This window comes from Ureibacillus endophyticus (genome assembly GCF_024159215.1).
In the GTDB taxonomy this organism is placed as follows: domain Bacteria; phylum Bacillota; class Bacilli; order Bacillales_A; family Planococcaceae; genus Ureibacillus; species Ureibacillus endophyticus.
On the sequence record NZ_JAMYWW010000001.1, the window covers coordinates 677,470 to 703,027 of the forward strand.

Genomic DNA, 25,558 nt, shown 5'->3' on the forward strand with positions numbered 1-25,558 from the left:
GTGATGAACAGTAAAGTAATGATTCTATATTAATTGTTGAGGTATTCTTGCAATTTATGAAAAAGAAAATGCACAACATCACTAATTCTTTTATACTTGAATTGACCAATAACAAGTAGAGATGAGTAAGTTTTGCATTGTGAATTTTGACATGGAATTACAGGATAAAAGGTGGAAATACTGAGAAGTTTGTTAAACAAGATAATCATGTTCTAATCTATTTTCCAGGGATGGAACAAAATGCATATTGATCCAGCGTATGGGAATTTTGGGGACGTTTAACTAAGTTGATGTATAAATATCGTGGCTTCGTAGTCAATGTAAAAAACGTTTTGCCGAAAAGGTACCATTTGTCGGGTGAGATCAACGTTTTTTTAGGGAATCGCATCAAGGAAGTATAATTTAATCCGCTAAATCTCAAAAACATTTAAAGATGCTGTGAGAACACTTCTTGGGCTACTACAGCTTAATTAACCTTCTTAAGAAGATTTTAGTAAACAAGCAAAAGAGATATTACCAAAAGGGGGTAAATTTACGTTCAAGGTAATTAACCAATTCAGTATGCGCTAAATACATTAAAACAGGTGTTTAATCCTTGAAACAACAACTGTTATCTATTACTCATTAGTAAAATTGACGCTATTTGTATAACATTTTAGAAAAGTTGTCGATATAAAGATTAGAAAAATAATTGGAAGAGGTATTTATATGGAGAATTTAATAGATGATATTAAACATTCGTATTACGAATATGTAAGTAAAATTGCACCAGGTTGTGAGGCAATAGCTAATCAACTGCGTTTAGGTGAGATAAATGATGCATTACACTTAATTATCAATTTTGCGGAAGGATTATCTTGGTTGTTATCTGTAGAAGAAAAAATGAAGGAATATGAATTAAAAATTAATTCGAGAATTGGCGAAGCTCAAAGTTTTCTTAAAGAAATTAATCACGAGTTGGAACAAGGTGATTATATTACGGTAGCGGATTTATTTGAATATGAAATATATCCATTGTTTAGCAGTTCTACGGAATGGGTTTTTGAAAAAGTTAATTAGGAGGAATATGTTTGTTAATTGATAATAGAATTATTTTGAAGAAAAAAAACAGTAATACATATAATAAATTAATAGAATTAGAGAATACTTCTAGTAATATTCAAATCATTCCTTCTAAAAATGGAGAAGATACCCTAGTACTTAAACTCGATAATCAAAACTATAGTTTGCATAGTAAGTACAATCCAAGACGTGAAGCACAAACTTTTATTGAAAAATACAATGATGTTTCAAAAAATGAACATATCCTATTCATAGGAACAGGTCTTGGATATCATATCGAAATGATATTAGAAAAGAATCCTCATTTATCATTTTCCATTTTTGAACCAAATCTTGAAATACTGGAAGCTTTTTTATCTAGAATAAATCTCAAAAAATATAAGGAAGAAAAAATTAAGGGAATTTTCACAAATATAAATGATATTAATAATTTTAAAGAGTTCGTTGAGACAATAGTGAGGAATTCTGCAATCATTGAGTTGCCGATAACAGGGCGATTATATAGAGAAGAAATTGACAATTTACATTTTAAAATAAAAGATGCTTTGAAAAAGAAAAAAACAAACATTGGAACAGATGTTGTTTATCAGAAAAGATGGATTTTGAACTCTGTAATGAACTTTTCTGAAGTGTTAAAAACACCTGACTTATTTAAAGATATAAAAAGTAATTTATTACAAAATAAGCCTGTAATTCTTGTTGCTGCGGGCCCTTCATTATCTTATGAAATTGAAAATCTAAAAAAAATTAAGAATGAAGGAAGAGCATATATATTTGCTGTCGGATCAGCAGTAAATGCACTGATTGAAGCAGAAATACTGCCAGATGCATTTTTTAGTTATGATCCAAACGCAATTAATGCAAAAGTTGCAGAGAGGATAAAAAGAGAACAGTTATCGATACCTTTAATCTTTGGGAGCTCAATAGGTTTCGAAGTATTAGAAGATTACCCTGGTAAAATGATTCATTTTGTAACTAGCCAAGACACCTTTTCTCAACATATTTTAGATATAGATACAACTGATATCGTTCCAGATGCACGAACTATTGCTGTAATTACACTATTTATTCTTTTAAAGCTAAAGATCAAAACAATAATTTTAGTAGGGCAGAATTTAGGGTTTGTAAACAACAAACGTTACGCAAATGAAATTATATATGATTTCATCAATAATGAATTAAGTGAGACGGAAAAAAAAGGGATCCTACTAGTAGACAGTGTTGATGGAAGCAAGATTGAAACAAACGAAGGTTTTTTAAACATGAAAGAAGATATGGAACATATCTTAAAACTTTGTAATTCTCATTCTGAAGTTATCAATACGACGAAAAATGGAGCGAAAATTACTGGAACTACATTTATGACTTTAGATGACGTAATAGAGAAAAAATTGCAACAGGGCAATATAGTTACAGATGAATGGTTACAAGGCGCTCCAAATTATAATGTAAACAAAATTATGAATAATATTAAAGAATTTGAAAAAAGTTATGAAGAAATGATTGATTTGTTTAGAGAAGCTAGCAAGATTCAAAAAGAAATAATTGACGATTATAATCGAGGAATTTTTTCAAAACTAGACTCACAACTAAAACATTTTGATCGTGCTTTTAATAAGCTAAAACGTATGACATATTTTAAAATAATTGTTGTACCTGCTACAAGAGTTCAATATGCGAAATTTATGAGCAGAGCCCATGAAGTAAAAGCGGCTCGTCTTCCGCGGCAAAAAGTGGAGAAGTTTGGAGATGTTTTTTTACGGTATATGACAGCAATTTTAGAAATAAACAATTTTATGCACCCAGCATTAATAAAATTAAAAGACGACAATATTTTTGAAGAAAAGGAAAAATAACTGATGTCGCTCTTTTTTAATGATAATTAATAACTGAACTATGTATTAAGGAGTATACAACATATGTTAAACAATAAAACGGTATTAGTTACAGGTGGTACAGGCTCATTTGGTAGGAAATTTATCAAAAAAGCATTAACTTTAGGAGTAAAAAAAATAATTGTTTTCAGCCGTGATGAATTAAAACAATATGAAATGAAGAAAGAATTTGGTGATGAACGTATTCGATTCTTTATTGGAGATGTACGTGATAAGGACCGTCTATATCGTGCGTTTGACGGGGTGGATATTGTAATACATGCTGCGGCAATGAAGCATGTAGATGCATGTGAATACAATCCTTTTGAAGCTATTAAAACAAATATTCATGGAGCTCAAAATATTGTAGAAGCAGCAATTGATCGAAATGTTGAAAAGGTAATTGCGCTTTCTACTGATAAAGCATGCAGTCCTGTGAATTTATATGGTGCAACAAAGCTTGCATCGGATAAGTTATTTGTTGCTGCGAATGCATACGTTGGGGAGAAGAATACTCGTTTTGCAGTAGTGCGCTATGGAAATGTTGTGGGCAGTCGTGGAAGTGTAGTACCTTTCTTTAAAAAAGTACGTCATACTGGTGTATTACCGATTACGGATGAACGAATGACAAGATTTTGGATTACTCTAGATCAAGGGGTACAATTTGTCTTAGATAACTTAGAAAGAATGCAAGGGGGAGAAATATTTGTACCAAAAATTCCAAGTATGAAAGTGATTGACCTTGCAAAGGCAATTGCTCCAGAGTGTGAGATTGAGATTATTGGTATTCGTCCTGGTGAAAAGTTACATGAAGCTATGATTATGGAAGATGATGCTCGGCACACGGTCGAATACGAAGATTATTATGTAATACAACCAGAATTATCATGGTGGAAAAAAGAAGAGCATACAGAGGGAAAATCACTACCTGAATCTTTTGCATATACAAGTGATTCCAATACAGATTGGTTAACAATTGAACAAATAAAACAATTAGTAGAAGAAATGTAGTCATTGATTGTATTAAGGAGTAAAATGATGCGTGATTCCTATTTACCGTATGGAAAACAGTGGTTAGATGATGATGATATACAAGCAGTAATTAATGTATTAAAAAGTGACTATTTAACAACTGGACCAAAAATTCTAGAATTCGAGAAAACGATAGCTAATTATGTTGGAGCAAAATTTGCTGTAGCATTTGCAAATGGTACTGCTGCATTACATGGTGCATGTTTTGCTGCTGGGATTGGTGAAGGTGATGAAGTAATTACCACACCGATAACATTTGCGGCAAGTGCAAATTGTGTAAGCTATGTTGGTGGCAGGGTTGTTTTTGCAGATATCGATGAGAAAACATATAATATTGATCCATTTGAAATTGAAAAGCAAATTACAGATAAAACAAAAGCAATCATACCAGTACACTTTACTGGTCAACCAGTTGATTTAGATCCAATTCATAAACTTGCAAAAAAGCATAATTTAATTGTAATAGAAGATGCTGCTCATGCATTAGGTGCAGCTTATAAAGGTAAGAAAATTGGGTCTTTAAGTGATATGACAATGTTTAGCTTTCATCCAGTAAAACATATTACGACGGGTGAAGGTGGAATTATTACAACAAATGACGAACACTTTTATCAATTGCTTTTGCAATTCCGTTCACATGGAATTACACGTGATAAAAGTTTATTACCCAAAGATGAAGGACCTTGGTATTACGATATGCAATTCCTTGGTTTTAACTATCGTATGACTGATGTCCAAGCAGCACTTGGTATAAGTCAATTTAAAAAATTAGATAATTTTATAAGTAGACGAAAGGAAATTGTAAAACTATATAATAGTGCTTTTGCTAATATTTCTGAGATTATTATACCATTCCAAAAAATGGAATGCGATTCAAGTTGGCATCTTTATATTATTAAATTAAAAACTGTTGACAGAAAAGAAATTTTTGAAAAGCTATTAAAAATGAATATTGGAGTAAATGTTCATTATATACCAGTACATACTCTATCATTTTACCAACAATTAGGTTATAAAAAGGGGGATTTACCTAAAGCAGAATCTTTATATGAAAATATTATTACGTTACCTTTATATCCAAAAATGACAAATAGTGATGTTCAAGATGTAATTCATGCTGTGAAACGCGTACTAGGATATGAAAGGGAGTCTAACAAATGAATATTGTATTAGGGACTGCTCAATTTGGAATGGATTATGGAATAACTAACATGCTAGGCATTACCCATAAAAGCGAAGTAGAGCAAATTCTTAATTATGCTCAAGAAAATTATATAAATACACTGGATACCGCTCCGGGATATGGAAATTCGGAATTGGTTATAGGTCATTATCATAGAAATCGATTCAAAATTATTACAAAAACGCCGCATATAACTAACGAAGTAATCACAGATGATGATTTAAAGTTCGTCAAGGATACTTTAAAAAGCTCTTTAAATCGTTTAAATATTTCTCAGGTTTACGGTATATTTATTCATAATGTTGCTGATTGCTATAAAAAAGATTCAGAAAAATTGTTTTTAACATTAGAAAAATTAAAATATGAAGGGCTTGTTCAAAAAATAGGTGTTTCTGTCTATGAGACACGAGATATTGAAATGTTGCTAAATTCAAATTTGAATTTTGATATAATTCAGCTACCAATTAATGTATTAGATCAACGTATATTACGAGGTAATCATTTAAAGGTATTAAAGGCGAGAGGGAAAGAAATATATGTTCGTTCTATATTTCTTCAAGGACTTCTATTGGAAGATATATCTAAAATGCCGGAAAAATTTGTAGAAGTGCTAAGTTTTTATTTCGATGCTATAAAAACAAAAGGATTAACTAAATTAGAATCAGCTCTTTTATTTATTAATTCAATAAATGAAATTGACAATATTATTATTGGTGTTAATAATTTGAATCAATTAAAAGAAATTAATGAAGCATATAAGAGAATTCAAAAAATGCAAATTAATACAATTGATTTTAGCAGATATGCAGTAAATGAAATAGACATCATAGACCCTAGGAGATGGTAGTCAGTGTCAAGTTTATTTTCTTTAAAAGGAAAGGTTATTGTTATAACTGGAGGTACTGGTTATTTAGGCTCTGCTATGACTGAAGGTTTTTTAGAGCATGGAGCGAAAGTATATATAGCTAGTAGAGGTATAACTGAAAAAAAACAATTTGTTGATGGTTTAAGAGAAAAATACAGTAGTAAAATAGAATTTCTAAAAATGGATATTACAAAAATTGAATCGATTAAAGATGGTATTAAATATATCCAATCAAAGGAAAATAAGATAGATGTTCTTGTAAATAATGCCTATTATGGTAAAACCGGAGATCTTTTAACAAGTAGTGAGCAAGATTGGCTTGATTGTTTTAATGGTTCTATACATGCAACATATCGTATGACTAAAGAAGTCCTTCCAATAATGTTGGAAAATGGCGGGGGAAGTATTATTAATATAGCATCAATGTATGGTTTAGTTTCACCTAATCCATCAATTTATGGGAAATCTATGCAAAATAATCCTCCACAATACGGTGCGGCAAAGGCTAGTATTTGCCAATTTACTAGATATTTAGCTGGTCATTTTGGTAACCAGAATATTAGAGCAAATTGTATTGCACCTGGCCCATTCCCTAACGAAACTACACAAAAAAATCAAGAGTTTATTACACAATTATCAGAGAAAAACCCAATGGGGAGAATTGGGAAACCAGAAGAGCTTAAGGGTATAGCCGTACTTCTAGCTTCAAATGCATCGAGTTATATTAATGGTCAAACTATTAGTGTAGATGGAGGCTGGACTATATGGTAAAAATAGTTGGTATTATCCAAGCAAGAATTTCTTCAACAAGATTACCAGCGAAAGTAATGTTAAATATTGATGGTAAAACTCTTTTAGAAAGAGTAATAGAAAGAGTAAAGGTATCCAAGCTTTTGCATGAATTATACATAGCCACCTCAACTAACTCAGAAGATGATTTAATAGAAGAAATAGCTTTAAAAAATAACACCAAATGTTATCGGGGCAATTTAGAAAATGTATTCGAACGTTTTGTAGAGGTCGTAAATTTAAGTAATGCTGATATTGTTGTGCGGATTACTGCAGATAATCCATTAACAGAGGCAAAGCTTATTGATTATGGAGTAAACTTTATAATTGAAAATAATTTCGATTATATTGGATATAAAAATACTCCAATTGGATCAGCTGTAGAGATTTTTTCAGCAAAAAGCTTTTTAGAAATACTAACTCAAAATAATTTGTCTTTACATAATAAAGAACATGTTACATCATATTATTATCAAAATCCTCATAGATACTCTGTTTATTTTATTGAAGATTTCTATAAAGAAAATCTTAGTGATATTTCAATAACAGTAGATACATTAGAGGATTATATTAAAGTATATAAGATATATAATGAGTTTAATATTCCTGTATCAGATATTTTAGACGCTTACATAACGCATGTAAGAAAAGAGAAAAATTAAAAAGTTTGGAGGAAATGGATATAAAGGGCATTTTTATTAGAGTTGATGCTTCTGTAGAAATTGGTACAGGTCATGTAATGAGATGCTTAACGTATGCTCACGAGCAAAAAAAAAATGGAAGTGTTGTTGTATTTATTTGCCGTAAAGCACAAGGTGATTGTATTGAATTAATTGAGCAAAATGGCTTTGAAGTTCATGAACTACCTTCAGTAAATACATCTTTATGGCAGTATACAAAAGAGAATTGGATTATTGATGCAAATCAAACTATTAAGATACTAGAACAATTTGAAGTAAAACGAGTAGTAATTGATCATTATTCAATAGATGAAAAATGGGAAAAAATGATTACTCCTTTTACAAATGAAATAATGGTAATAGATGACTTAGCCAATCGTAAGCATTATTGTGATATCTTATTAGATCAGAATTTTTATTTAGATATGAATACTCGTTATGATGGATTAGTTTCTAGTGATACTAAGCTTTTACTCGGCCCAAAATATGCGCTTCTTCGTGAAGAATTTAAAAATGCTCGCCAAAAAATTAAACCTTTTTCTGGACAGGTGGAACGTGTATTTATTTTCTTTGGTGGAAGTGATCCAACAAATGAAACAGAGAAAGTACTACGAGCAATTAAATCTTTAATTGAAATTTATCAATTAAAAGTTGATGTAGTAGTAGGGAATTCAAATTCAAAAAAGAAAGTTATAAAAGAACTTTGTAAATCAATTCATGGGGTTATGTTTCATTGTCAAGTCAATAATATGGCCGAATTGATGGCTAGGGCGGACTTAGCAATAGGAGCTGGCGGAGCAGCAACTTGGGAAAGAGCATATTTACTTTTGCCATCAATAGTTATTACAGTTGCAGATAATCAAATTGAAATTGCTGAAGGATTACATAAAAAAAATATAATATTTTATTTAGGAACATCTTTTAAGGTTACAGAACTGATGATTAGAAATTCAATGCAACAATTTCTTAGCAATCAAAGTTTAGTTACTAAAATAAGTGACAATTGTCTGTCTTTGTTTAAGTAATAATAAAGGTAGTGAGAAAATTGATTCAAGCTAATTTAAGAGATATACATAGAGAAGACTTGGGAAAAATCTTAGATTGGCGCAACCAAGAATTTATAAGAAATGTAATGTTTAGTGATTCAATTATTAGTTGGGAACAACATATCACTTGGTACGCTAATCTTCTAAAAAGTAGTAATATGATTTCAAAAATTTTCACATTAGATAATGAAGATTATGGCATTTTAAATATAACTGATATAGATTTAGTCTCTAATAAATGTAATTGGGGTTTTTATATAGGTAAGAATAATCCAACAAAAGGAGCAGGACTATTTTTAGGATTCACTTCTTTAGAATATATATTTTCTATTATGGGTATTAGAAAATTATGTGCTGAAGTCTTAGGATCAAATCTCATTAGCCAAAATTTTCATGACAAATTAGGCTTTAAATTAGATGGCGTTCTACGTAAACATATTCAAAGGAATGAAAAATTTGAAGATGTACTTCTTTATAGTATCTTTAATGATGAATGGCAAGAAACATCTAGTAATATTAGAATGGAGTTAGAGGAGCGGTTCAAATGTCACAAATTAAAGTAGGTCAATTTAAAATAGGCCCTTTAAATAGACCCTTTATTATTGCTGAAATGTCTGGAAACCACAATCAATCTTTAGAGCGGGCTTTGGAAATAGTAGAGGCTGCAGCAAAAGCAGGTGCTCATGCATTAAAGATTCAAACTTATACAGCGGATACGATGACATTGAATATTGAAAATCCGGAGTTCAATATTAGTGATGATGATAGCTTGTGGAAAGGTCAAAATCTATATCAATTATATCAACAAGCTTATACGCCATGGGAATGGCATAAGCGTATTTTTGATCGTGCAAAAAAATTAGGTATGATTGCTTTTAGTACACCATTTGACGAGACAGCGGTTGATTTTTTAGAAGAACTAGATGTGCCTTTATATAAAATAGCCTCTTTTGAAAATACAGATTTACCTTTAATTAAGAAGGTAGCAGCTACTGGGAAACCTATGATTGTCTCGACAGGTATGGCAACATTAGCAGAGTTAGATGAATTAGTACGTACTGCAAAAGAAGCAGGCTGTAAAGAGTTAGTATTATTAAAATGTACAAGCACGTATCCTGCAACACCTGAAAATACAAATATTTTAACAATTCCCCATATGAAGCAATTATTTAAAGATGTTCAAATTGGCTTGTCAGATCACACACTAGGAGTAGGAGTAGCTGTTGCAAGTGTTGCATTGGGAGCAACAGTTATCGAGAAACATTTTACTTTATCTCGTAAAGATGGTGGTGTTGATTCTACATTTTCGATGGAGCCAGCTGAAATGAAAACCTTGGTAGAAGAAACAGAACGGGCATGGCAAGCTTTAGGTGAAATAACATATGGTCCAACCGAAAAAGAGAAGGCATCATTAAAATTTAGACGGTCTATTTATGTAGCAAAAGATATTAAAAAAGGTGAACCATTTACAAAAGAAAATATTAGAATTGTTAGACCAGGATATGGATTAGAGCCTAAATACTATGAGAAAATTCTGGGTATTAGAGCTAACAAAGAATATAAAATGGGTATGCCAATTTTATTTAATGATTTATTTTAATAAACTTGTCCTTATAATTGACTGTTTTGTATTCATAAAGGATAGGTCATATCGAATTGCTTCTTGTTGACGAATTTGTATACAATCCTCTGGTGAATGATGTTTAATATTACGCTTGATTTGGAACTATCGATTGCAATATTGAACACTGATTTGTCCATTTTTACTTTAAGCTTTTAACCAATAACGACGAACATGCGCCCAATAATTCGCAAATTGTACATGGGGCAATTGCCTATAAGCTGAATAGCCATCGTAAGTAACTGTACCTTTAAAGTCACTAACTAAATCTTTTAAATGTTGCTCTTTCCTAAGATAGAATCCTTTTAAATAAAACAATAATCGGACCTTCACTTTTGACACTGCGATATACTCAATTATAGGTGTTGATTTAACTGGCTTGTGACGATGGTGTTATATCGAAAAAGGAGAATGGAAAGGGTATGACTTGTTGCATTTTGAGAGGTTAAGAAAACAATGGCATACGGTTGTATTAAAATTAATTCGATGAGGTGTAACTGAACTAAAATAGAAAAGAATTTAAACAAGATGGCTATGATAGTCAAATGGAGACATTTAAATATGTTGATAAAACAGATTGCTCAGAAAAGATGGAAAATGTGACAGTAGTAGAATTTATCTTTCTTATAATTCGTCATATTCTAAATGAGGAATTTAAAACGATTTGGCACTTTTAGATGTATAGTAGATGCATTAAAAATGTAAAAAAGTATTAACTTCATGATAAGAAATATCGAGAAATTGTTATTCGTTATTGTAAATATGACAATTTATAATGAAAAAAGTGGATGTTTATTACCTTAGTTTTGGTGTTTCCAATTTTTACTATTGAAAAATGAAAATTCAGAAATTTTCATACGACGGTAGTGAAATAGAAAAAGTATATTTTAAAGGAAATAGAAAATTTTGGGTGGAAGTGGACATATGAATAAAGAACAGCAAGAATGAAAAAGTTTTTAGTTGAACAAGTAGAATGTTGTAAATGGCAAGATAGCATTCTAAAAAAGATTGAGAACAAGCTTTACGAAATGAAAGAACTTGCGGAGTACGCTCGTGATTATGAACTACTGCCATGTGAACGTGAAAGACTGAAAGAACAGTTGAACAGATTGAAACAAGAAGTACATTCCATAGAGCAACAGTTACAATTCGAGGTAAATTAGGATTGTAACGTTGCTCTTTTTTAGTAGAATAATTATTTTATTGAGAAATACTCAATTCTAATAATCATTACTAATTTTAAATTAACCGGCAACAAATTCCATACAACATAAAAAATTCTGTAAAACTGACGATAAATAAATTAAGACGTTTATTGTTTGGGAGGAGAGTGTATGCGTGTTGAATTACAAATAAATTCAATAGATAAAGTATCTTTAACTACTTCTTTAGAATCGCAAATGGTTAATACTGAAAATACAGTTAATCAACAAACATCAATTCAGACAAATGAACAAGAATTACCTAAAGAGAAGCTTCAACAGGCAGTAGATTCAATAAATGATTTTTTTGAAATCAATAATAGAGAATTAAAATTTGTTTATCATGATGGACTTGAAGAATATTTCGTACAGTTAGTAAATACTGAAACAGAAGAAGTGATTAGAGAAATTCCATCTAAAAAGCTATTAGATGTATATTATGAAATGCAAAAATTAGTAGGAATGATCGTTGACGAAAAAATATAAATTAACGTATAGGAGGAAATTCCATGGCAACAACGCGTATTGGCGGCTTAGCATCTGGAATGGATATTGATAGTCTTGTAGAAAAGTTAATGCAAACAGAAAGAGCACCTTTAGATAAATTAGAACAGAAGAAACAAACTTACGAATGGCAGAGAGATGCTTATCGAGAAGTTAATACAAAGCTGCAAACACTTGATACGTATATAGCAGATAATTTAGTCATTAAAAGTATAAATTCAAAAACAGCTACATCTTCAAATCCCGATAGAGTCGGTGTCGTTGCAACTAGTTCGGCAGCAGGGAATGTATCAATTGAAGGTGTTTCACAACTCGCTGTAGCAGCAAGAGCATTAGGCAAGCAAGTGAATGCTGTCGGTACAACAAAAATGAAGGATTTATTAGGTGAAACAGGTTCATTTTCAATAGAGTTAAAGGCTATACAAAATAATGGAGAGATGCCAGATAAATATACAAAAATTGAATTTACTGGTGATATGACAGTAAATCAGTTTGTTAGTAAAGTGAATTCTAGTAATGCCGGTGTTACCCTAGTATTTGAAAATGGACGCTTCTCCTTGACAGCTAAAAATACCGGAGATAATAAAGCTGGAGCTGAAATTGAAATTGGCGAGAATTCAATAGAAATATTTAATGATTTAGGATTTAATGCAGGTTCAGTTGATACGCCGAAAAGCATTCTAACTACAGAAGGGAAGAATGCTATTTTTCTAGTAAATGGTATCGCAACAGAACGTTCAACTAACACATTTACAATTTCAGGATATAATGTAACGTTAAAAGAAACATTTAATGAGATTCAAACAATTACACAAAAGTATAATGCAGCATTGACTGAACGGACAAAAGCAAAAGAAAATTTAACAAATAAATCTGAACAGCGAATTGATGCACTGAATAATTATTATACAACAGCAGAAGAGCGAGATAAAAAACCAAGTTTTACTGAAGTGCATAACAAAGCATACACAGATGCTTTTGGCGGTCCTGCTAATACATTAACGCTATCCGAACAAGAAAAATATAATAAGCTGGGAAGTAACTTCTGGAAAGAGTTGACTCCAGTAGAAACAAATTTTATTTCAAGCATCACAAGTGAAGATGCTGATGAGATTAGAAATGCTATTAAAACTAATAACAGTTTAAGTGATAATAGTAAAAAGAAATTAGAAGCACTAACAGACGATCAATTAGTTACATTCTCAAAAGTAACTCAAGCGGAAATAAATGAACGATTCAAGCCACAGGCAGATTGGGACACTTTAAAGAATGAGGAAAAGCAAGAGAAAGACCCTGATAGAGTAAAAGCAGATGAGTTAAAATCAAAATATAATCTCTTGGGGGATACATTCTTTAATGATTTAAAAATTGATGGAATTGATGAAATATCTATTATCAGTGAAATAGACTTTGCTTTAGAAAATGCTATTTCCGAAATTGAAGATGATAATTTAAGAGCGAAGTTAGAAAAATTAAGTCAAAGCCAAATTGAAGCACTAGATAGTTTATCAAAAGAAGATTTAACAAATTTCAAAAAATTGGCTGAACAGAATGTTGCGCGAAAAGATTATTTAAATTCAGAAGAGGAATACAAGGCTGCAGAGACTCGTGTAACAAATGCTGAGAACACAGTAAAAGTTACAAAAGCTGCTGTAAAAGAAGCAAAAATACCATTAAAGTCTAATGGGACGATTGATCAAGATGCAGATGTATATAAGGACCTTAAAACAGAACCAGCAGTAACGATGACATATTCAACAAATGTAGATGACATTGTAAATAGAATTAAAGAGTTTGTAACGACTTACAATGGACTTATTACAGATCTATATAATTTAACAACTGAGACGAAATACCGTGATTATCAACCTTTAACGAATCCTCAGAAAGAGGCAATGGAAGAAAAACAGATTGAACTGTGGGAGAAGAAAGCGAAAAGTGGTATACTTCGTGGAGATACGATTATTAGAAATGGTCTATCTTCAATGCGTTCTCTTGTCTATCAATCAAATCCAGCTGTTGATAATGTGAAGTATAATACCCTTTATAGTATTGGCATTACTACTTCAAGTAATTATAATTCCGGTGGTACTCTACAAATAGACGAAACGAAATTGCGTCAAGCTTTAGAAGAAGATCCAGATGCAGTAAGTAAATTATTGTCATACCCTAGTGGTAAAGAAAAAGATACAATGGTCATAAATGGTGTCACGAAAGAAGTGGATACTCGAGGTTTAGCTCAAAAGCTGCGTGGTGAAATGAGTAAAATTAAGTCTAAAATTGAAGAACGTGCTGGTCGCTCAACAATGAGTGAAACGCAGTATACTCTTGGGAAATATTTAAGAGATGTTGATAATAGTATTAAAACATGGCAAGATAAATTGGCAGATCTTGAAACTCGCTATTGGAAACAGTTCACTGCGATGGAAACAGCCATTAATAAAGCAAATCAGCAATATACTTCATTAAGTTCTTATTTCTCATAAAATTGGAGATGTACCATTATGGATAATTTACAAAAGTTGCTCCAACTCTCAGCTAAACTCTTTCAATTTTTAGAAGACGTTCCAAAGGGAGAGAAGCGGGACGAATTTATTCAAGACATTGACCGTCAGCTCGATGAACGTGGAAAACTAGTTGCTCTATTAAAAGAAGAAGGAGTCTCATTAAACTTACAAAATAAAGCTCATAACATGCTGATGGACCTAGATAAAGGGGTTCGTGAACGATTGACTGTTGTCATGGAAGAAGTAAAAAAAGATTTGAAAAACCTACAAACTGCCAAAAAAAATGAAAAACATTATAGTAATCCATATTCATCTGTTCGTGTTATGGATGGAATGTATTATGATAAGAAAAAGTAAATGGACGTTTTCTCTAAAAAAAGGAGTGTAATAAATGGCTACACCAACTTCTGCATATAATGCATATAAACAAAATAGTGTTACAACTGCTTCTCCAGGAGAACTCACACTAATGTTATATAACGGTTGTTTAAAATTCTTAGTTAAAGGAAAAGAAGCAATCGTAGATAATAATATTCAAGAAAAAAACACAAATATTCAAAAAGCGCAAGCGATTATAAAAGAATTGATGGTGACATTGAATACAGATCAAGATGTAGCTAAGCAAATGCTTTCTTTATACGACTACATGAATCGACGCCTTATTGAAGCAAACATTAAAAATGACATTTCTATGATTGATGAAGTAATTGAACTCACAACGGATTTCCGTGATACATGGAAGCAAGTTATCCAAATTACACGTCAACAACAATATAGTAATACTCAACAAGTTTAATAGCTTAACCTTACCTCTCAAATAGTATTCATTTACTAATGAGAGGTTTTTTTATATGCTTTTAAAGGAGGTTTATGAGTTTTGTTTTGCTTAAAAGATGAATATGAGGATCATATAAAATGAAGATTTGTCTATTTCAGTAAATTTACCAAATATTACTACCTAATATATTAAAGTCATGCTATAAATATCTTAATAGGCAAAGTTCACAACCTCATGTAACTTTGCTTCCTTTTATGAATTGTTTTAGGAGGAACAATATGAACTTTAAAAGGAAAGAAGGCTTTCGTTTCGTTTTCAATGAACCTATCGAATCAACTTATGGAATATACATAAATGATAAGCCAGTTAATATTGAAAAATATAATGGGAAAATATTAGATATTAGTCCACGAGGCATGAAGTTATTTTGTGGACCAGAAATAGAGAAATATTTAAATGATCCTTCATTACAAGTTGAAATTCAGTTCGTTCTTGACGTTACAACCATCCGCGCTTTAGGTGACATTGTGTGGAGTAAGCCTTTAGGATCTGGGTTCCAATGTGGTGTAGTCCTCACAGCACAAAAAGATATAGATGAATTGATTATTAGTGAAATGAAACGACGCCGCAAAAAAGAGGTTTTACAATCTAAACATAGAAAATATTAATTTTTTGTGAATGAAATTGTCGAAATATGAAAAAGATTCTCTTTAGCGGTAGGATTTTTTATAACCTATGGAGAATATATATTACATAGGTGGAACTAAAGGAGGAGTTTACATGCTAAACTTTAACATTCGTGGTGAAAACATTGAGGTAACTCCAGCGATTCGCGAATACGTTGAGAACAAAATCGAGAAAGTTGAGCGATATTTCAGCGAAGGTGTTAGTGCGAACGCTAACGTAAATTTAAAAGTTTATAACGATAAACAAACAAAAGTAGAAGTGACAATTCCAATGAGAAACGTCACTCTCCGTGCAGAAGAACGTCATGATGATATGTATGCAGCAATTGATTTGATTGTCGATAAATTAGAGCGTCAAATCCGTAAACATAAAACAAAAGTAAACCGCAAATTCCGTGAACGTGAAGGAGTAGGCGTATACTTTGCTCAAGAAGTGGCTGGTACAACACCTAGCCCAGTTGAGGAAGATGAGTTTACAATTGTACGTACAAAACAATTTGACCTTAAACCAATGGATCAAGAAGAAGCAATTCTTCAAATGAATCTTTTAGGTCATGATTTCTACGTTTATACAGATGCAGATTCAAACAATACGAACATCGTTTATAAACGTCGTGATGGCAAATATGGATTAATTGAAACTAATTAAAGTTTGGAGCTCCCGAGAAATCGGGGGCTTTTTTCATGATTTCATATTCCATTTAAATAGAAAATACACTTAGTAATGCGAGGCAGTATTCATTATCACGTAATTATTATGTTAGAATAAAATGGAAATATTAAGTGATTAGGAGTTAAACATGCATTCAAAAAGAATTTCATTTATTGATGGTTTAAGGGGATTTAGTTTGCTTGGGATTTTACTTGCGAACCTTCTCATTTTTCAATATGGGATGTACGGAAAAGATGCTATCGAAACAACTTCTTTTTTAGATGAAGCGGCACTCAAGTTTGTTAAAGTTGCTGTAGAAGGTTCTGCCATGCCGATTTTTACTTTTGTATTTGGCTATTCTTTCATTAAATTAGTAGAATCTATTCGAAACAAGGGCAAGAAAAGTCGCTGGTCAATACTACGCCGAAGCACTGGATTAATCCTTCTTGGGTTTCTCCATGCGACATACTTATGGGATGGAGATATTCTATTATTTTATGGAAGCATAATGATTGTTTTATTACCTTTTATTAATCGCAAACCGAAAACACTTTTCATTTGGGCGACTATTCTCTTTGTTTTAACAACTGCTTTAGGCTATGGCCAAGTAGATTCGACAACCAAAGAAGAGCAGGAAATGAAGGAATATAATGAGCTAGCATATGATACATATGGAAATGGCACTTACGAGGACATTTATGAATTCCGTAACGATGTCATGCCTCCAGGGTTTGAGGATCCTATTTTTATAATAATTCTATTAATCGTCGCACCTTTCATTTACATCCCTATGTTTTTATTTGGAATGGGCGTTGCAAAATTAGGTGCATTTGAAAATTTGAAAGCTGGGCGAAAGTGGTATGTAAGTGGTTCTATTTTGGTTCCAATTGGGCTGATTTGTAAGACACTGGGGCTAATGAAAAATAATTGGGCAGGGGTACTTTCAATGGGCGGCTCTATGTTACTGTCCATTGGGTATATTAGTCTCTTTGCATTACTCTATGAAACGAATTTATTTGTACGAATTCGTTCAGTCTTTGAAAATGTAGGGAAGTTGTCTCTATCAAACTATATTTTACAAACCGTGATTTGTACTTTTGTATTTTATGGTTATGGATTCGGTTTGTTCGGTCAACTTGGTGTCGCAATGGGTGTTCTACTTAGCATTGTTATTTATATCTTACAATGTGCATTTGGCAATCAAAAAATGTAATAAATGGTCATTAATTTTGCGACCACTTGCCAACACTATTTTTACTTATTTTCGAATACTAGAATTACGGTATCGATAGCTTTCTCCAGTAAAGATGATTAAATGTGAATGATGGATTAAGCGATCGATTACCGCCTCTGTTAAAATTTGATTCCCAAATACATGATTCCATTGTCCAAATTGAAGGTTCGTCGTAATAATGACGCTACGCTTTTCATAACACATCGAAATCACTTGAAAGAGAAGCTCTGCCCCTTCTTTTCCTAACGGAATATAGCCTAGCTCATCAAGAATAAGGAGGTCTAATTTATCAATTTGGTTCATTAATTTATTCAGCTGCCCTTTTTGATTCGCATCAATCAGTTGATTAACGAGTCCTGCAATTGTGTAAAAGCGTACTTTATGACCAAACTTAGTAATGGCATTTAATGCAATGCAACGACTTAAGTAAGTTTTTCCAGTGCCTACACCACCGTAAAGAATAAGATTCTCCTTTTCAGAGATAAACTGTCCATCCCATAAATCCTCTTTCGATAATGTTTTGGCTAGTTGCACATGCTGCCAATTAAACGGCTCATGACCACTTTGAGGCAACTGCGCCTGCTTTAATAATAAATTCAGTTTTGTTGCTTCACGATGCTCAATTTCTCGTGTAAAGAGCTGCTCTAGAAACTGAATTTGATCAGCGGTTAATTCCGCAATATGTGAACGTAACTGACTTAATTTCAAACGTTTTGCACAATCCTCTAGTAGCTGCGTCATGATTTCTCCTCCATTTTAAAAAGATCATCATAGTGACTTGAACCTCTAGTCACTTCTGGCAGTTTAGGGATTTCCTCAGAGGTTTGAATGTCCTGATAGAGCTGCTGATTGAATTTTTGTGCATTAAAAGCCTGCCTAATTTGTTCAGCCGAAGGATGCCCATTACTAGATGCGGTCATCAACGCTTCGTTTAGTTGACCAAATGTAGCTACGGTCATTAATTCTGCTAAAAGTGATAGTGCTGCCTTTTGCTCATCTTCCGTAGAGGCTTTTAAATAGGCTTGCCATTCTGATGGTAAATGATCATATACACCCGAATATTTAATTGCTTTTGGCCGTTGTGCCAATAATTTTAAATAAGGTTGCCAAACCATAGATTTGGCCTGATTGCCATACAATCTCGGATGCTTTACAATGCATTCATAGTTTTCGTTTAAAATCCGAATTTCATCATACAGAACTTCTACGAACACTTTCTTTTGCGCAAAACGCGGTGAAGTAGAATAAAGTTTTGAATCGATGTGCACAAATCCAGATTTGTCTGCTTTCGCAGTCATGATACGAGCGCAATTAAACTCCTTTTCTGGTAAAACTAAATGTTTTGCGACGGACTCTAAATGAAGTTCAGACTGCTTTCGCTTCTTTTCATAGTGAATCCGTTCCCAGTCTTTCTCAGCCTTTTCCCATAATTGCTCATTCAATTCATTTAAATCTGTAAGCGATAGCGCAGGTAATAAATAGTTGTTTCGTGAATACTTCACCATGTTTTCAACGTGTCCTTTTTCATTTCCCTTGCCAGGATTACAGAATTCATATTCGAATCCATAATGTAAAACAAAACGTTCGAACATGTCCGTTAACTCACGCTCTCCCTTTGCGTGAATCTTTTTAACCGCAGGTGAAAGATTGTCAAAACGAATTGTTTTAGGTACGCTACCTAACCGTTTAAATATACGTTGCAGACCTTCTAATAGACATTCTGTATTTTCGGATGGAAATACCTGAAAGTAGAATGTATTTGAATAAGGAAAAGACATTACTAAAAATGGTAAATCTATTATTTCCCCTGCATATTTAAAAGGGGCTTTCCCAAAATCAACTTGTGCAGTACCTTTATGCGCCTCTAATGGAAGTACAGCACTTTCTGCTTCTTTCTTTAACTCTTCTTTTCGCGAGCTAACATAACGTCTTACAGTTCTTGCTGAACCTTTAAATCCATGTTCCTCAACTAACTGCGTATACATGCGTTTTGCAGTACGCTGGAACTTCTTTTTCATTTTTAAATCTTCTTCAAGCCAACTATTTAAGATCGGTTTTACGGCATCTAATACGGGCGATTTGCGTTTTTGCTTTAACTTTTGTGGAAACTCTTCTAAATCAGCGTACTTTTTAACTGTACGTTGATCATGATTTACGCTTTCTGCAACTTCCTTGTAGGAACGCCCTTTATGATTAACTTCATGTCTGATATAATTAATTTCTACCACTTGCAACATCTCCTATATTACCTCCTGTTAAACGTTGTTGGTCCAACGAGGAGTGTAACTTTATTGGATAATGTTGACAAGTGGTTTTTTCATGCATAAATTAATGTCCGAATGGTACATTTTTAGTTTGCCATAACCATACAATGTATTCTAAGCACATTGTATTTAAAGAAATTCAAGCGCGGCCCACTAGAAGTCTTGTTACGGATGTGGACTAATTTTTCGTGGAGTGGAAGACCGAAAGCATAAGAAAACAGCCCCAAATGCAATGTTTGGGGCCTTTACTACATTAGTAGTTACAAAATGTCGGTTCATGGTGATTTTTCAAATGGCCTTTTATTTACCGTCACTAAATAAATACTTACACCTACAAGTAACATCCCAATAAATAAATTAATCGTAATTTGTTCATCCAGGAAGATTGCACTGACAAATACAGCTAGAATCGGCACTAAAAATGTAAATGCTCCGACTTTGCTTGCTTCCCCTTCATTCATCAATTTATAATATATTACTTGCGCGGCTGCCATTCCAGCGGTTGTTCCCCATATTAGACTAAAGATTAAATCTGTATTCCAAACGATATCACTCACGTCTTCCATTACGAATCCACCTGTTAATAAAACTGCGCCACCAATCACAAGTTGCATAACAACCATCCAATAGGGGTCTACATTGTGACGGTTTTTCTTTACATAGACAACGCCAATTGCCCAACTGAGTGCAGTACCGAGAGCTAACATGACTCCGATTGCTGATAGATGTATCATTAGGCCGTCAATACTCACGAGAACAATGCCCGTAAATCCAATGATTAACCCGAGGATTTTCCATACCGTCATTGGTTCGCCAAGCCACCACCATGCTAACAGACCAAGGATCACAGGTTGAAAATAAACAAGAACAGAAAATAGTCCACCAGGTAAATAGATTAGTCCTACTGTTTGAATCCCTAAATAGAACACGATGTTCAAAATGGCAGAAATGATGTAATAAACCCAATTTTGTTTAAATTGTAGGATATGGCGATTTTTCCATGCAATGATGAATAAAATAATTCCCCCTAAAAAGGCCCGCACTCCTGCAAAGTACAGTGGAGGCATAAAATTCACACCATTTTTATAGATAGGCCAGCTCACGCCCCAAATGACAATGAGCAGAGCTAATAAACCATAAGTGGTAAGTTTCGAGGTTTCTTTCCCCATTTCAAACCTTCTTCCTTCGCAATTTACACTAGTATATGAATGGGTTTTCGTACCGGGTACAAATGTAAAGCATCCTTTACGTAAAGTTAACTTTACATTTGGTGGTGAAAGAGTTGCGTAACCGGATAAAAGATTTACGGCTCGTTTATGATTTAACCCAGGATGAACTGGCGGAAAAGCTTGAAGTCTCAAGGCAAACGATTATTTCTTTAGAAAAAGGCAGATACAATCCATCGCTCATTTTGGCCTATAAAATTTCTCGTGTGTTTATGTGTCGTATTGAAGATGTATTTATATTTGAGGAGGGAAATGAAAATGGATAATCCAATTATTGCTGTGTTGTTTTGGCTAATGTTAGCTTCGATTATTGTAGGTTCTTTTTATTTCACACGCAGAATGATGAAAAAGAAAAAACAATATGATGAGCGATTTGTTTATAATGATCATCTAGCTCGTTCATATAGTTGGATGGGTTCTCTAGGAGTTATTTTTGTAGCGTGGTTTTTATCACTCGTTGTTTTCAAATCCATGACTGCTTTTTGGCTCATTTCTGCCATTTATATGGGACATATGATTTCTTATATGATAGGAGCAATGATTGCCAATAGTCGAAATTAGAAGGAGTTTAAAAATGACAATAGCAAAAGTATGTACCATTGCTGGGTCAGCTGCTCGGGGTGGTGCGGGTATACAAGCAGATTTAAAAACCTTTCAAGAGCTTGGCGTATTTGGCATGTCAGCTATTACCGCAATGGTAGCCCCACATCCTGAAACGAAACAAGGAATATTCATTCAGCCATTAGAAGTTATCGAAGCTCAGCTTTCAACAATTTATGAGCAAGGAGATATTGCAGCATTAAAAACTGGGATGCTCTTTTCCAAGGAGATAATCGAGCTTGTCGCAAATTGGCTTCAATCAAATGCGATTCAACATATTGTGGTGGACCCTGTTATGTTTGGGAAAGTTGGTTCAGCGTTACTTGATTTTGATGCAATGGATACTTTGAAAACGAAACTTATTCCTCAGGCAAAAATTATTACACCAAATATGCCAGAAGCCTCATACCTATTAGGTGGTGCGGAGATAAATTCATTAGCTCAATTAAAAGAAGCAGCAAGAGCTTTATTCGAATTAGGTCCGCAGTATATTTTAGTTAAAGGTGGTCGTTTGCAAGATGCGGCGGTTGATGTGTTGTACGACGGGAATACAATGATGCTTCTTGAAGCTCCTCGAATTGATACGATTCATACAAATGGTGCTGGTTGTTCCTATTCTGCTGCGATTACAGCAGGACTTGCGAATGGATTGTCAATGAAGGAGTCTGTTATTCAAGCAAAGAAATTTGTAACAGCTGGAATTCGCCTTGCAATTCCCTTTGAAAAGGTCGCGGGCATGATTGATCATCGTGCTTTTAAAAAATATGGTGAAGATGAAGTTACCCTTTACAATTCGTAAAAATTGAATTGTGAAGGGTTTTTTGTTCGAAAATTTTTTATGTTAGAAAACATTACATTGTAAGCGGTTACCGAGAGTTTTTGGAAAAAAATATGCTTTACATATACTTCTTTGATGTTATATTATCTGACATATAAAGTTTTGAGTTTTCAGTTTTTTCGAAATTGTGGCAATGTGAGGGGGAAGTTGTATGGAAAAAAAGAAATTGGTTCTAGTAGGAAATGGTATGGCTGGTGTAAAGACAATTGAAGAAATATTAAATGTTTCAAAAGAAAAGTTTGAAATTACAATTATTGGTGATGAACCTTACCCGAATTATAACCGAATTCAACTATCGAAAGTATTGCAAGGCGATACTACGTTAGAAGATATTACATTAAACGATTGGGCATGGTACCAAGAAAATGATATTCAATTGTATACGAATGAAGAAGTAACGAAAATTGATTCAGATAAACAATTGGTGATGACTCGTTCTGGGTTAAAGCTTCCGTATGATGAATTAATATTAGCAACCGGTTCTAGACCTTTCATCTTACCGATTCCTGGTGCGGATAAAGAAGGAGTAACTGGCTTCCGTAATATTCAAGATACAGATGCTATGTTAAAAGCATCGAAAACTTACCGAAAAGCTGCTGTTATTGGTGGAGGTTTGCTTGGTTTAGAGGCGGCTCGTGGATTATTAAATCTTGGAATGGATGTAACGGTTGTTCATTTAGGAGAGAGCTTAATGGATCGCCAATTGGATCAAACAGCGGCTAACCTTTTGAAAGAAGAACTGGAACGCCAAGGAATGAAGTTTTTACTTAAGAAAAATACGAAGAAAATACTTGGTAAAAAACGAGTAGAAGGTTTGCGTTTTACGGATGGTGAAGAGTTAGCTTGCGATTTTGTGATTATGGCCGTTGGAATTAAGCCAAATGTGGAACTAGCCATTGAATCAGGTATTCATGTAAACCGTGGAATTGTCGTAAATAATTATTTACAAACGGATATCCCTCATATTTATGCAGTTGGTGAATGTGCTGAACATAATGGAGTTGCCTATGGTTTAGTAGCACCACTTTTTGAACAAGCGAAAGTCCTTGCAAATGCGATTTGTGATGTAGAAACTGCTCCTTACAATGGTTCGATTGTTTCTACTCAATTGAAAGTCTCTGGTGTTGAAGTCTTCTCGGCAGGTGAATATATCGAGGGTGGAGAGAAAAAGGCTTTACGCGTATTCGATGATCAAGATGGTGTCTATAAAAAATTAGTGTTTAACGGTAAAAAGCTTGTAGGTGCAGTTCTATTTGGTGATAGTCGCGATAGTAACCGCTTATTATCCCTAATTAAAAAACAGGCTGATGTTTCAGATACAACAAAAGTAAGCATTTTACAACCAATAGGCGGCGAAACGGGTGAGAGTTTAGTTGCTTCCATGAGTGCAGACGAAATTATTTGTGGTTGTAACGGTGTATCAAAAGGAACGATTGTACAAGCGATTCATGAAAAAGGCTGTACAACAGTAGATGGCATTAAATCTTGTACAAGTGCAACAAGATCATGTGGTGGCTGTAAATCATTAGTTTCAGAACTGTTAGAAGTGACATTAGGCGATAACTTTGATGCGAGTGCTCAAAAAGAAACATTATGTGGCTGTACAACACTTTCTCGTGATGAAGTGGTTGAAGAAATTCGTGAAAAACATCTCATGACTACTCGTGAAGTAATGCATGTGCTTGGTTGGAATACTTCAGATGGATGTTCAAAATGTCGCCCTGCATTGAATTATTATATCGGAATGGTTCATCCGCTTGAATATGAAGATGAAAATGAATCACGTTTTGTAAATGAACGATTACATGCAAATATTCAAAAAGATGGTTCCTTTGGCGTTGTTCCTCGTATGTACGGAGGCGTGACAACACCAGAACAACTTCGAAAAATTGCGGATGTTGCAGAAAAATATAATGCGAGATTATTAAAAGTAACAGGTGGACAACGAATCGATATTTTTGGTATCGAAAAACAGGATTTACCTAAAGTTTGGGAAGAACTTGATATGCCTTCAGGTTATGCTTATGGAAAAACCCTTCGTACTGTTAAAACTTGTGTTGGTGAAACTTTCTGTCGATTTGGAACTCAAGATTCTATGAGTCTCGGAATAGCTTTAGAGAAAAAATTAGAACGTGTTGGTACTCCACACAAATTTAAAATGGCTGTATCTGCTTGTCCACGAAATTGCGCTGAATCAGGAATTAAAGACTTTGGTGTAGTAGGAGTAGATGGCGGTTGGGAAATGTATGTTGGTGGTAATGGTGGTACACACCTTCGTGCAGCTGATCTTCTTGGAAAAGTTAAAACGGCAGAAGAAGTAATCGAATATGCATGTGCGTATTTCCAATATTATCGTGAAACAGGTATTTATATGGAAAGAACTTCAAAATGGCTAGAACGTATGGGGCTTGAAAACATCAAAGCTGTTATTGAAAATCCAAAAGAACGAAGAGAACTGTATGCTCGTTTAGATTTAGCATTAAAAGTTCATGAAGAGCCTTGGAAGAAAATTATCAATAGCGATAAGTTAAGAACTGAGTTGTTTGAAAAAGTAGTTGTACAACAATAAATTTTGGAGGGATTGCATATGAAACATGTCGTTGATCGAGTTAAAGTGTTGCAAGTAGATGAAGTGGCAAAGGATTTTGGAAAAACCGTCCAAGTTGGTGATGTTGAAATTGCCTTATTCCGACTTAAAAATGGTGAGTTTTATGCAATTGAAAATCGCTGTCCACATCGAGGTGGAGTATTAGTAGAAGGAATGGTTAGTGGTCAACATGTATTTTGTCCGATGCACGATTGGAAAATTGATGTAACGACAGGGAAAGTTCAGGAACCGGATCATGGCTGCGTCAACACGTACAAAGTAGAAGTTGAAGGTGACGATGTATATATAGTGTTTTAGTGATGGAGTA

General features: G+C 33.4%; 28 protein-coding genes and 1 pseudogene. 25 read left to right on the forward strand and 4 right to left on the reverse strand.

Annotated elements, in window-relative coordinates; translation table 11 throughout:
• Positions 1–708: 708 nt before the first annotated feature.
• The 10 genes from NKR20_RS03305 to pseI all read left to right on the forward strand — a co-directional run bounded on the left by NKR20_RS03305 (position 709) and on the right by pseI (position 10,131).
• Positions 709–1,059, forward strand: a complete 351-nt coding sequence (locus tag NKR20_RS03305) for a DUF8042 domain-containing protein (RefSeq protein ID WP_253423596.1) — start codon at positions 709–711, stop codon at positions 1,057–1,059.
• 11 nt (positions 1,060–1,070) lie between these two features.
• On the forward strand, positions 1,071–2,918 hold the full coding sequence (locus NKR20_RS03310) for a motility associated factor glycosyltransferase family protein (RefSeq protein WP_253423599.1): 1,848 nt from the start codon (positions 1,071–1,073) through the stop codon (positions 2,916–2,918).
• Between the two features lie 63 nt (positions 2,919–2,981).
• On the forward strand, positions 2,982–3,947 hold the full coding sequence (pseB, locus tag NKR20_RS03315; protein WP_253423602.1) for a UDP-N-acetylglucosamine 4,6-dehydratase (inverting): 966 nt from the start codon (positions 2,982–2,984) through the stop codon (positions 3,945–3,947).
• Positions 3,948–3,974: 27 nt separating this feature from the next.
• Positions 3,975–5,129 carry a UDP-4-amino-4,6-dideoxy-N-acetyl-beta-L-altrosamine transaminase gene (pseC, locus tag NKR20_RS03320; RefSeq protein ID WP_253428016.1) on the forward strand — a complete coding sequence of 385 codons (1,155 nt, stop codon included), beginning with the start codon at positions 3,975–3,977 and terminating at the stop codon, positions 5,127–5,129.
• Positions 5,126–5,998, forward strand: coding sequence for an aldo/keto reductase (locus NKR20_RS03325; protein ID WP_253423605.1), 873 nt, complete (start codon positions 5,126–5,128; stop codon positions 5,996–5,998). Before pseC ends, NKR20_RS03325 begins: the two co-directional genes overlap by 4 nt.
• Before the next feature lie 3 nt (positions 5,999–6,001).
• Entirely contained in the window at positions 6,002–6,787 is a 786-nt protein-coding gene (locus tag NKR20_RS03330; RefSeq protein ID WP_253423608.1) for an SDR family NAD(P)-dependent oxidoreductase, read from the forward strand.
• The gene (locus tag NKR20_RS03335) at positions 6,781–7,467 is read left to right on the forward strand and encodes a cytidylyltransferase domain-containing protein (protein WP_253423611.1); all 687 of its coding nucleotides are present in this window, start codon (positions 6,781–6,783) and stop codon (positions 7,465–7,467) included. The genes NKR20_RS03330 and NKR20_RS03335 overlap by 7 nt, the downstream gene beginning before the upstream one ends.
• A gap of 14 nt (positions 7,468–7,481) precedes the next feature.
• Positions 7,482–8,510, forward strand: a complete 1,029-nt coding sequence (gene pseG / locus NKR20_RS03340) for a UDP-2,4-diacetamido-2,4,6-trideoxy-beta-L-altropyranose hydrolase (protein WP_253423613.1) — start codon at positions 7,482–7,484, stop codon at positions 8,508–8,510.
• 20 nt (positions 8,511–8,530) lie between these two features.
• Positions 8,531–9,094, forward strand: coding sequence for a UDP-4-amino-4,6-dideoxy-N-acetyl-beta-L-altrosamine N-acetyltransferase (pseH, locus tag NKR20_RS03345; RefSeq protein ID WP_253423616.1), 564 nt, complete (start codon positions 8,531–8,533; stop codon positions 9,092–9,094).
• Positions 9,076–10,131, forward strand: a complete 1,056-nt coding sequence (pseI, locus tag NKR20_RS03350; protein WP_253423618.1) for a pseudaminic acid synthase — start codon at positions 9,076–9,078, stop codon at positions 10,129–10,131. Before pseH ends, pseI begins: the two co-directional genes overlap by 19 nt.
• A gap of 168 nt (positions 10,132–10,299) precedes the next feature.
• Here pseI and NKR20_RS03355 read toward each other — a convergent pair whose 3' ends face one another.
• On the reverse strand, positions 10,300–10,494 hold the full coding sequence (locus tag NKR20_RS03355; protein ID WP_253423621.1) for an IS66 family transposase: 195 nt from the start codon (positions 10,492–10,494) through the stop codon (positions 10,300–10,302).
• Between the two features lie 58 nt (positions 10,495–10,552).
• On the opposite strand from NKR20_RS03355, the pseudogene NKR20_RS19580 reads away from it, so the two are divergent.
• From NKR20_RS19580 to NKR20_RS03395, 9 genes and pseudogenes are all read left to right on the forward strand, one after another.
• Positions 10,553–10,826: pseudogene (locus tag NKR20_RS19580) on the forward strand (IS91 family transposase); the annotation flags it as partial.
• A gap of 270 nt (positions 10,827–11,096) precedes the next feature.
• Positions 11,097–11,315, forward strand: coding sequence for a hypothetical protein (locus tag NKR20_RS03360; RefSeq protein ID WP_253423624.1), 219 nt, complete (start codon positions 11,097–11,099; stop codon positions 11,313–11,315).
• Positions 11,316–11,486: 171 nt separating this feature from the next.
• Positions 11,487–11,840 (forward strand): flagellar protein FlaG, encoded by a 354-nt coding sequence (locus tag NKR20_RS03365; RefSeq protein ID WP_253423628.1) that lies wholly within the window; start codon positions 11,487–11,489, stop codon positions 11,838–11,840.
• A 23-nt stretch (positions 11,841–11,863) separates the two neighbouring features.
• Positions 11,864–14,344, forward strand: a complete 2,481-nt coding sequence (gene fliD, locus NKR20_RS03370) for a flagellar filament capping protein FliD (protein ID WP_253423631.1) — start codon at positions 11,864–11,866, stop codon at positions 14,342–14,344.
• An 18-nt stretch (positions 14,345–14,362) separates the two neighbouring features.
• On the forward strand, positions 14,363–14,722 hold the full coding sequence (gene fliT / locus NKR20_RS03375; RefSeq protein ID WP_253423634.1) for a flagellar protein FliT: 360 nt from the start codon (positions 14,363–14,365) through the stop codon (positions 14,720–14,722).
• 34 nt (positions 14,723–14,756) lie between these two features.
• Complete coding sequence (gene fliS / locus NKR20_RS03380; protein ID WP_253423637.1) at positions 14,757–15,161, forward strand: flagellar export chaperone FliS; 405 nt, start codon at positions 14,757–14,759, stop codon at positions 15,159–15,161.
• Positions 15,162–15,421: 260 nt separating this feature from the next.
• Positions 15,422–15,811, forward strand: a complete 390-nt coding sequence (locus tag NKR20_RS03385; protein ID WP_253423640.1) for a PilZ domain-containing protein — start codon at positions 15,422–15,424, stop codon at positions 15,809–15,811.
• Positions 15,812–15,923: 112 nt separating this feature from the next.
• The gene (gene hpf / locus NKR20_RS03390) at positions 15,924–16,478 is read left to right on the forward strand and encodes a ribosome hibernation-promoting factor, HPF/YfiA family (protein ID WP_121213935.1); all 555 of its coding nucleotides are present in this window, start codon (positions 15,924–15,926) and stop codon (positions 16,476–16,478) included.
• Positions 16,479–16,629: 151 nt separating this feature from the next.
• Positions 16,630–17,694 (forward strand): DUF418 domain-containing protein, encoded by a 1,065-nt coding sequence (locus NKR20_RS03395; RefSeq protein ID WP_253423643.1) that lies wholly within the window; start codon positions 16,630–16,632, stop codon positions 17,692–17,694.
• 45 nt (positions 17,695–17,739) lie between these two features.
• On the opposite strand, the gene istB is transcribed toward NKR20_RS03395, so the two are convergent.
• Both istB and istA read right to left on the reverse strand, forming a co-directional pair.
• On the reverse strand, positions 17,740–18,456 hold the full coding sequence (istB, locus tag NKR20_RS03400) for an IS21-like element helper ATPase IstB (RefSeq protein WP_121216053.1): 717 nt from the start codon (positions 18,454–18,456) through the stop codon (positions 17,740–17,742).
• Complete coding sequence (gene istA, locus NKR20_RS03405) at positions 18,453–19,952, reverse strand: IS21 family transposase (protein WP_097075058.1); 1,500 nt, start codon at positions 19,950–19,952, stop codon at positions 18,453–18,455. The genes istB and istA overlap by 4 nt, the downstream gene beginning before the upstream one ends.
• 129 nt (positions 19,953–20,081) lie before the next feature.
• Here istA and NKR20_RS03410 point away from each other — a divergent pair, with 129 nt between their 5' ends.
• The gene (locus NKR20_RS03410; protein WP_419095294.1) at positions 20,082–20,192 is read left to right on the forward strand and encodes a DUF418 domain-containing protein; all 111 of its coding nucleotides are present in this window, start codon (positions 20,082–20,084) and stop codon (positions 20,190–20,192) included.
• A gap of 62 nt (positions 20,193–20,254) precedes the next feature.
• Here NKR20_RS03410 and NKR20_RS03415 read toward each other — a convergent pair whose 3' ends face one another.
• Complete coding sequence (locus NKR20_RS03415; protein ID WP_253423648.1) at positions 20,255–21,148, reverse strand: DMT family transporter; 894 nt, start codon at positions 21,146–21,148, stop codon at positions 20,255–20,257.
• A gap of 113 nt (positions 21,149–21,261) precedes the next feature.
• On the opposite strand from NKR20_RS03415, the gene NKR20_RS03420 reads away from it, so the two are divergent.
• From NKR20_RS03420 to nirD, 5 genes are all read left to right on the forward strand, one after another.
• Positions 21,262–21,471 (forward strand): helix-turn-helix transcriptional regulator, encoded by a 210-nt coding sequence (locus tag NKR20_RS03420; RefSeq protein ID WP_097072350.1) that lies wholly within the window; start codon positions 21,262–21,264, stop codon positions 21,469–21,471.
• Positions 21,464–21,766, forward strand: a complete 303-nt coding sequence (locus NKR20_RS03425; protein ID WP_121213932.1) for a hypothetical protein — start codon at positions 21,464–21,466, stop codon at positions 21,764–21,766. The genes NKR20_RS03420 and NKR20_RS03425 overlap by 8 nt, the downstream gene beginning before the upstream one ends.
• Positions 21,767–21,779: 13 nt before the next feature.
• Positions 21,780–22,604 carry a bifunctional hydroxymethylpyrimidine kinase/phosphomethylpyrimidine kinase gene (gene thiD / locus NKR20_RS03430; protein WP_253423651.1) on the forward strand — a complete coding sequence of 275 codons (825 nt, stop codon included), beginning with the start codon at positions 21,780–21,782 and terminating at the stop codon, positions 22,602–22,604.
• 190 nt (positions 22,605–22,794) lie between these two features.
• The gene (nirB, locus tag NKR20_RS03435; protein ID WP_253423655.1) at positions 22,795–25,212 is read left to right on the forward strand and encodes a nitrite reductase large subunit NirB; all 2,418 of its coding nucleotides are present in this window, start codon (positions 22,795–22,797) and stop codon (positions 25,210–25,212) included.
• Positions 25,213–25,230: 18 nt separating this feature from the next.
• Entirely contained in the window at positions 25,231–25,548 is a 318-nt protein-coding gene (nirD, locus tag NKR20_RS03440; RefSeq protein WP_253423659.1) for a nitrite reductase small subunit NirD, read from the forward strand.
• Positions 25,549–25,558: the final 10 nt, after the last annotated feature.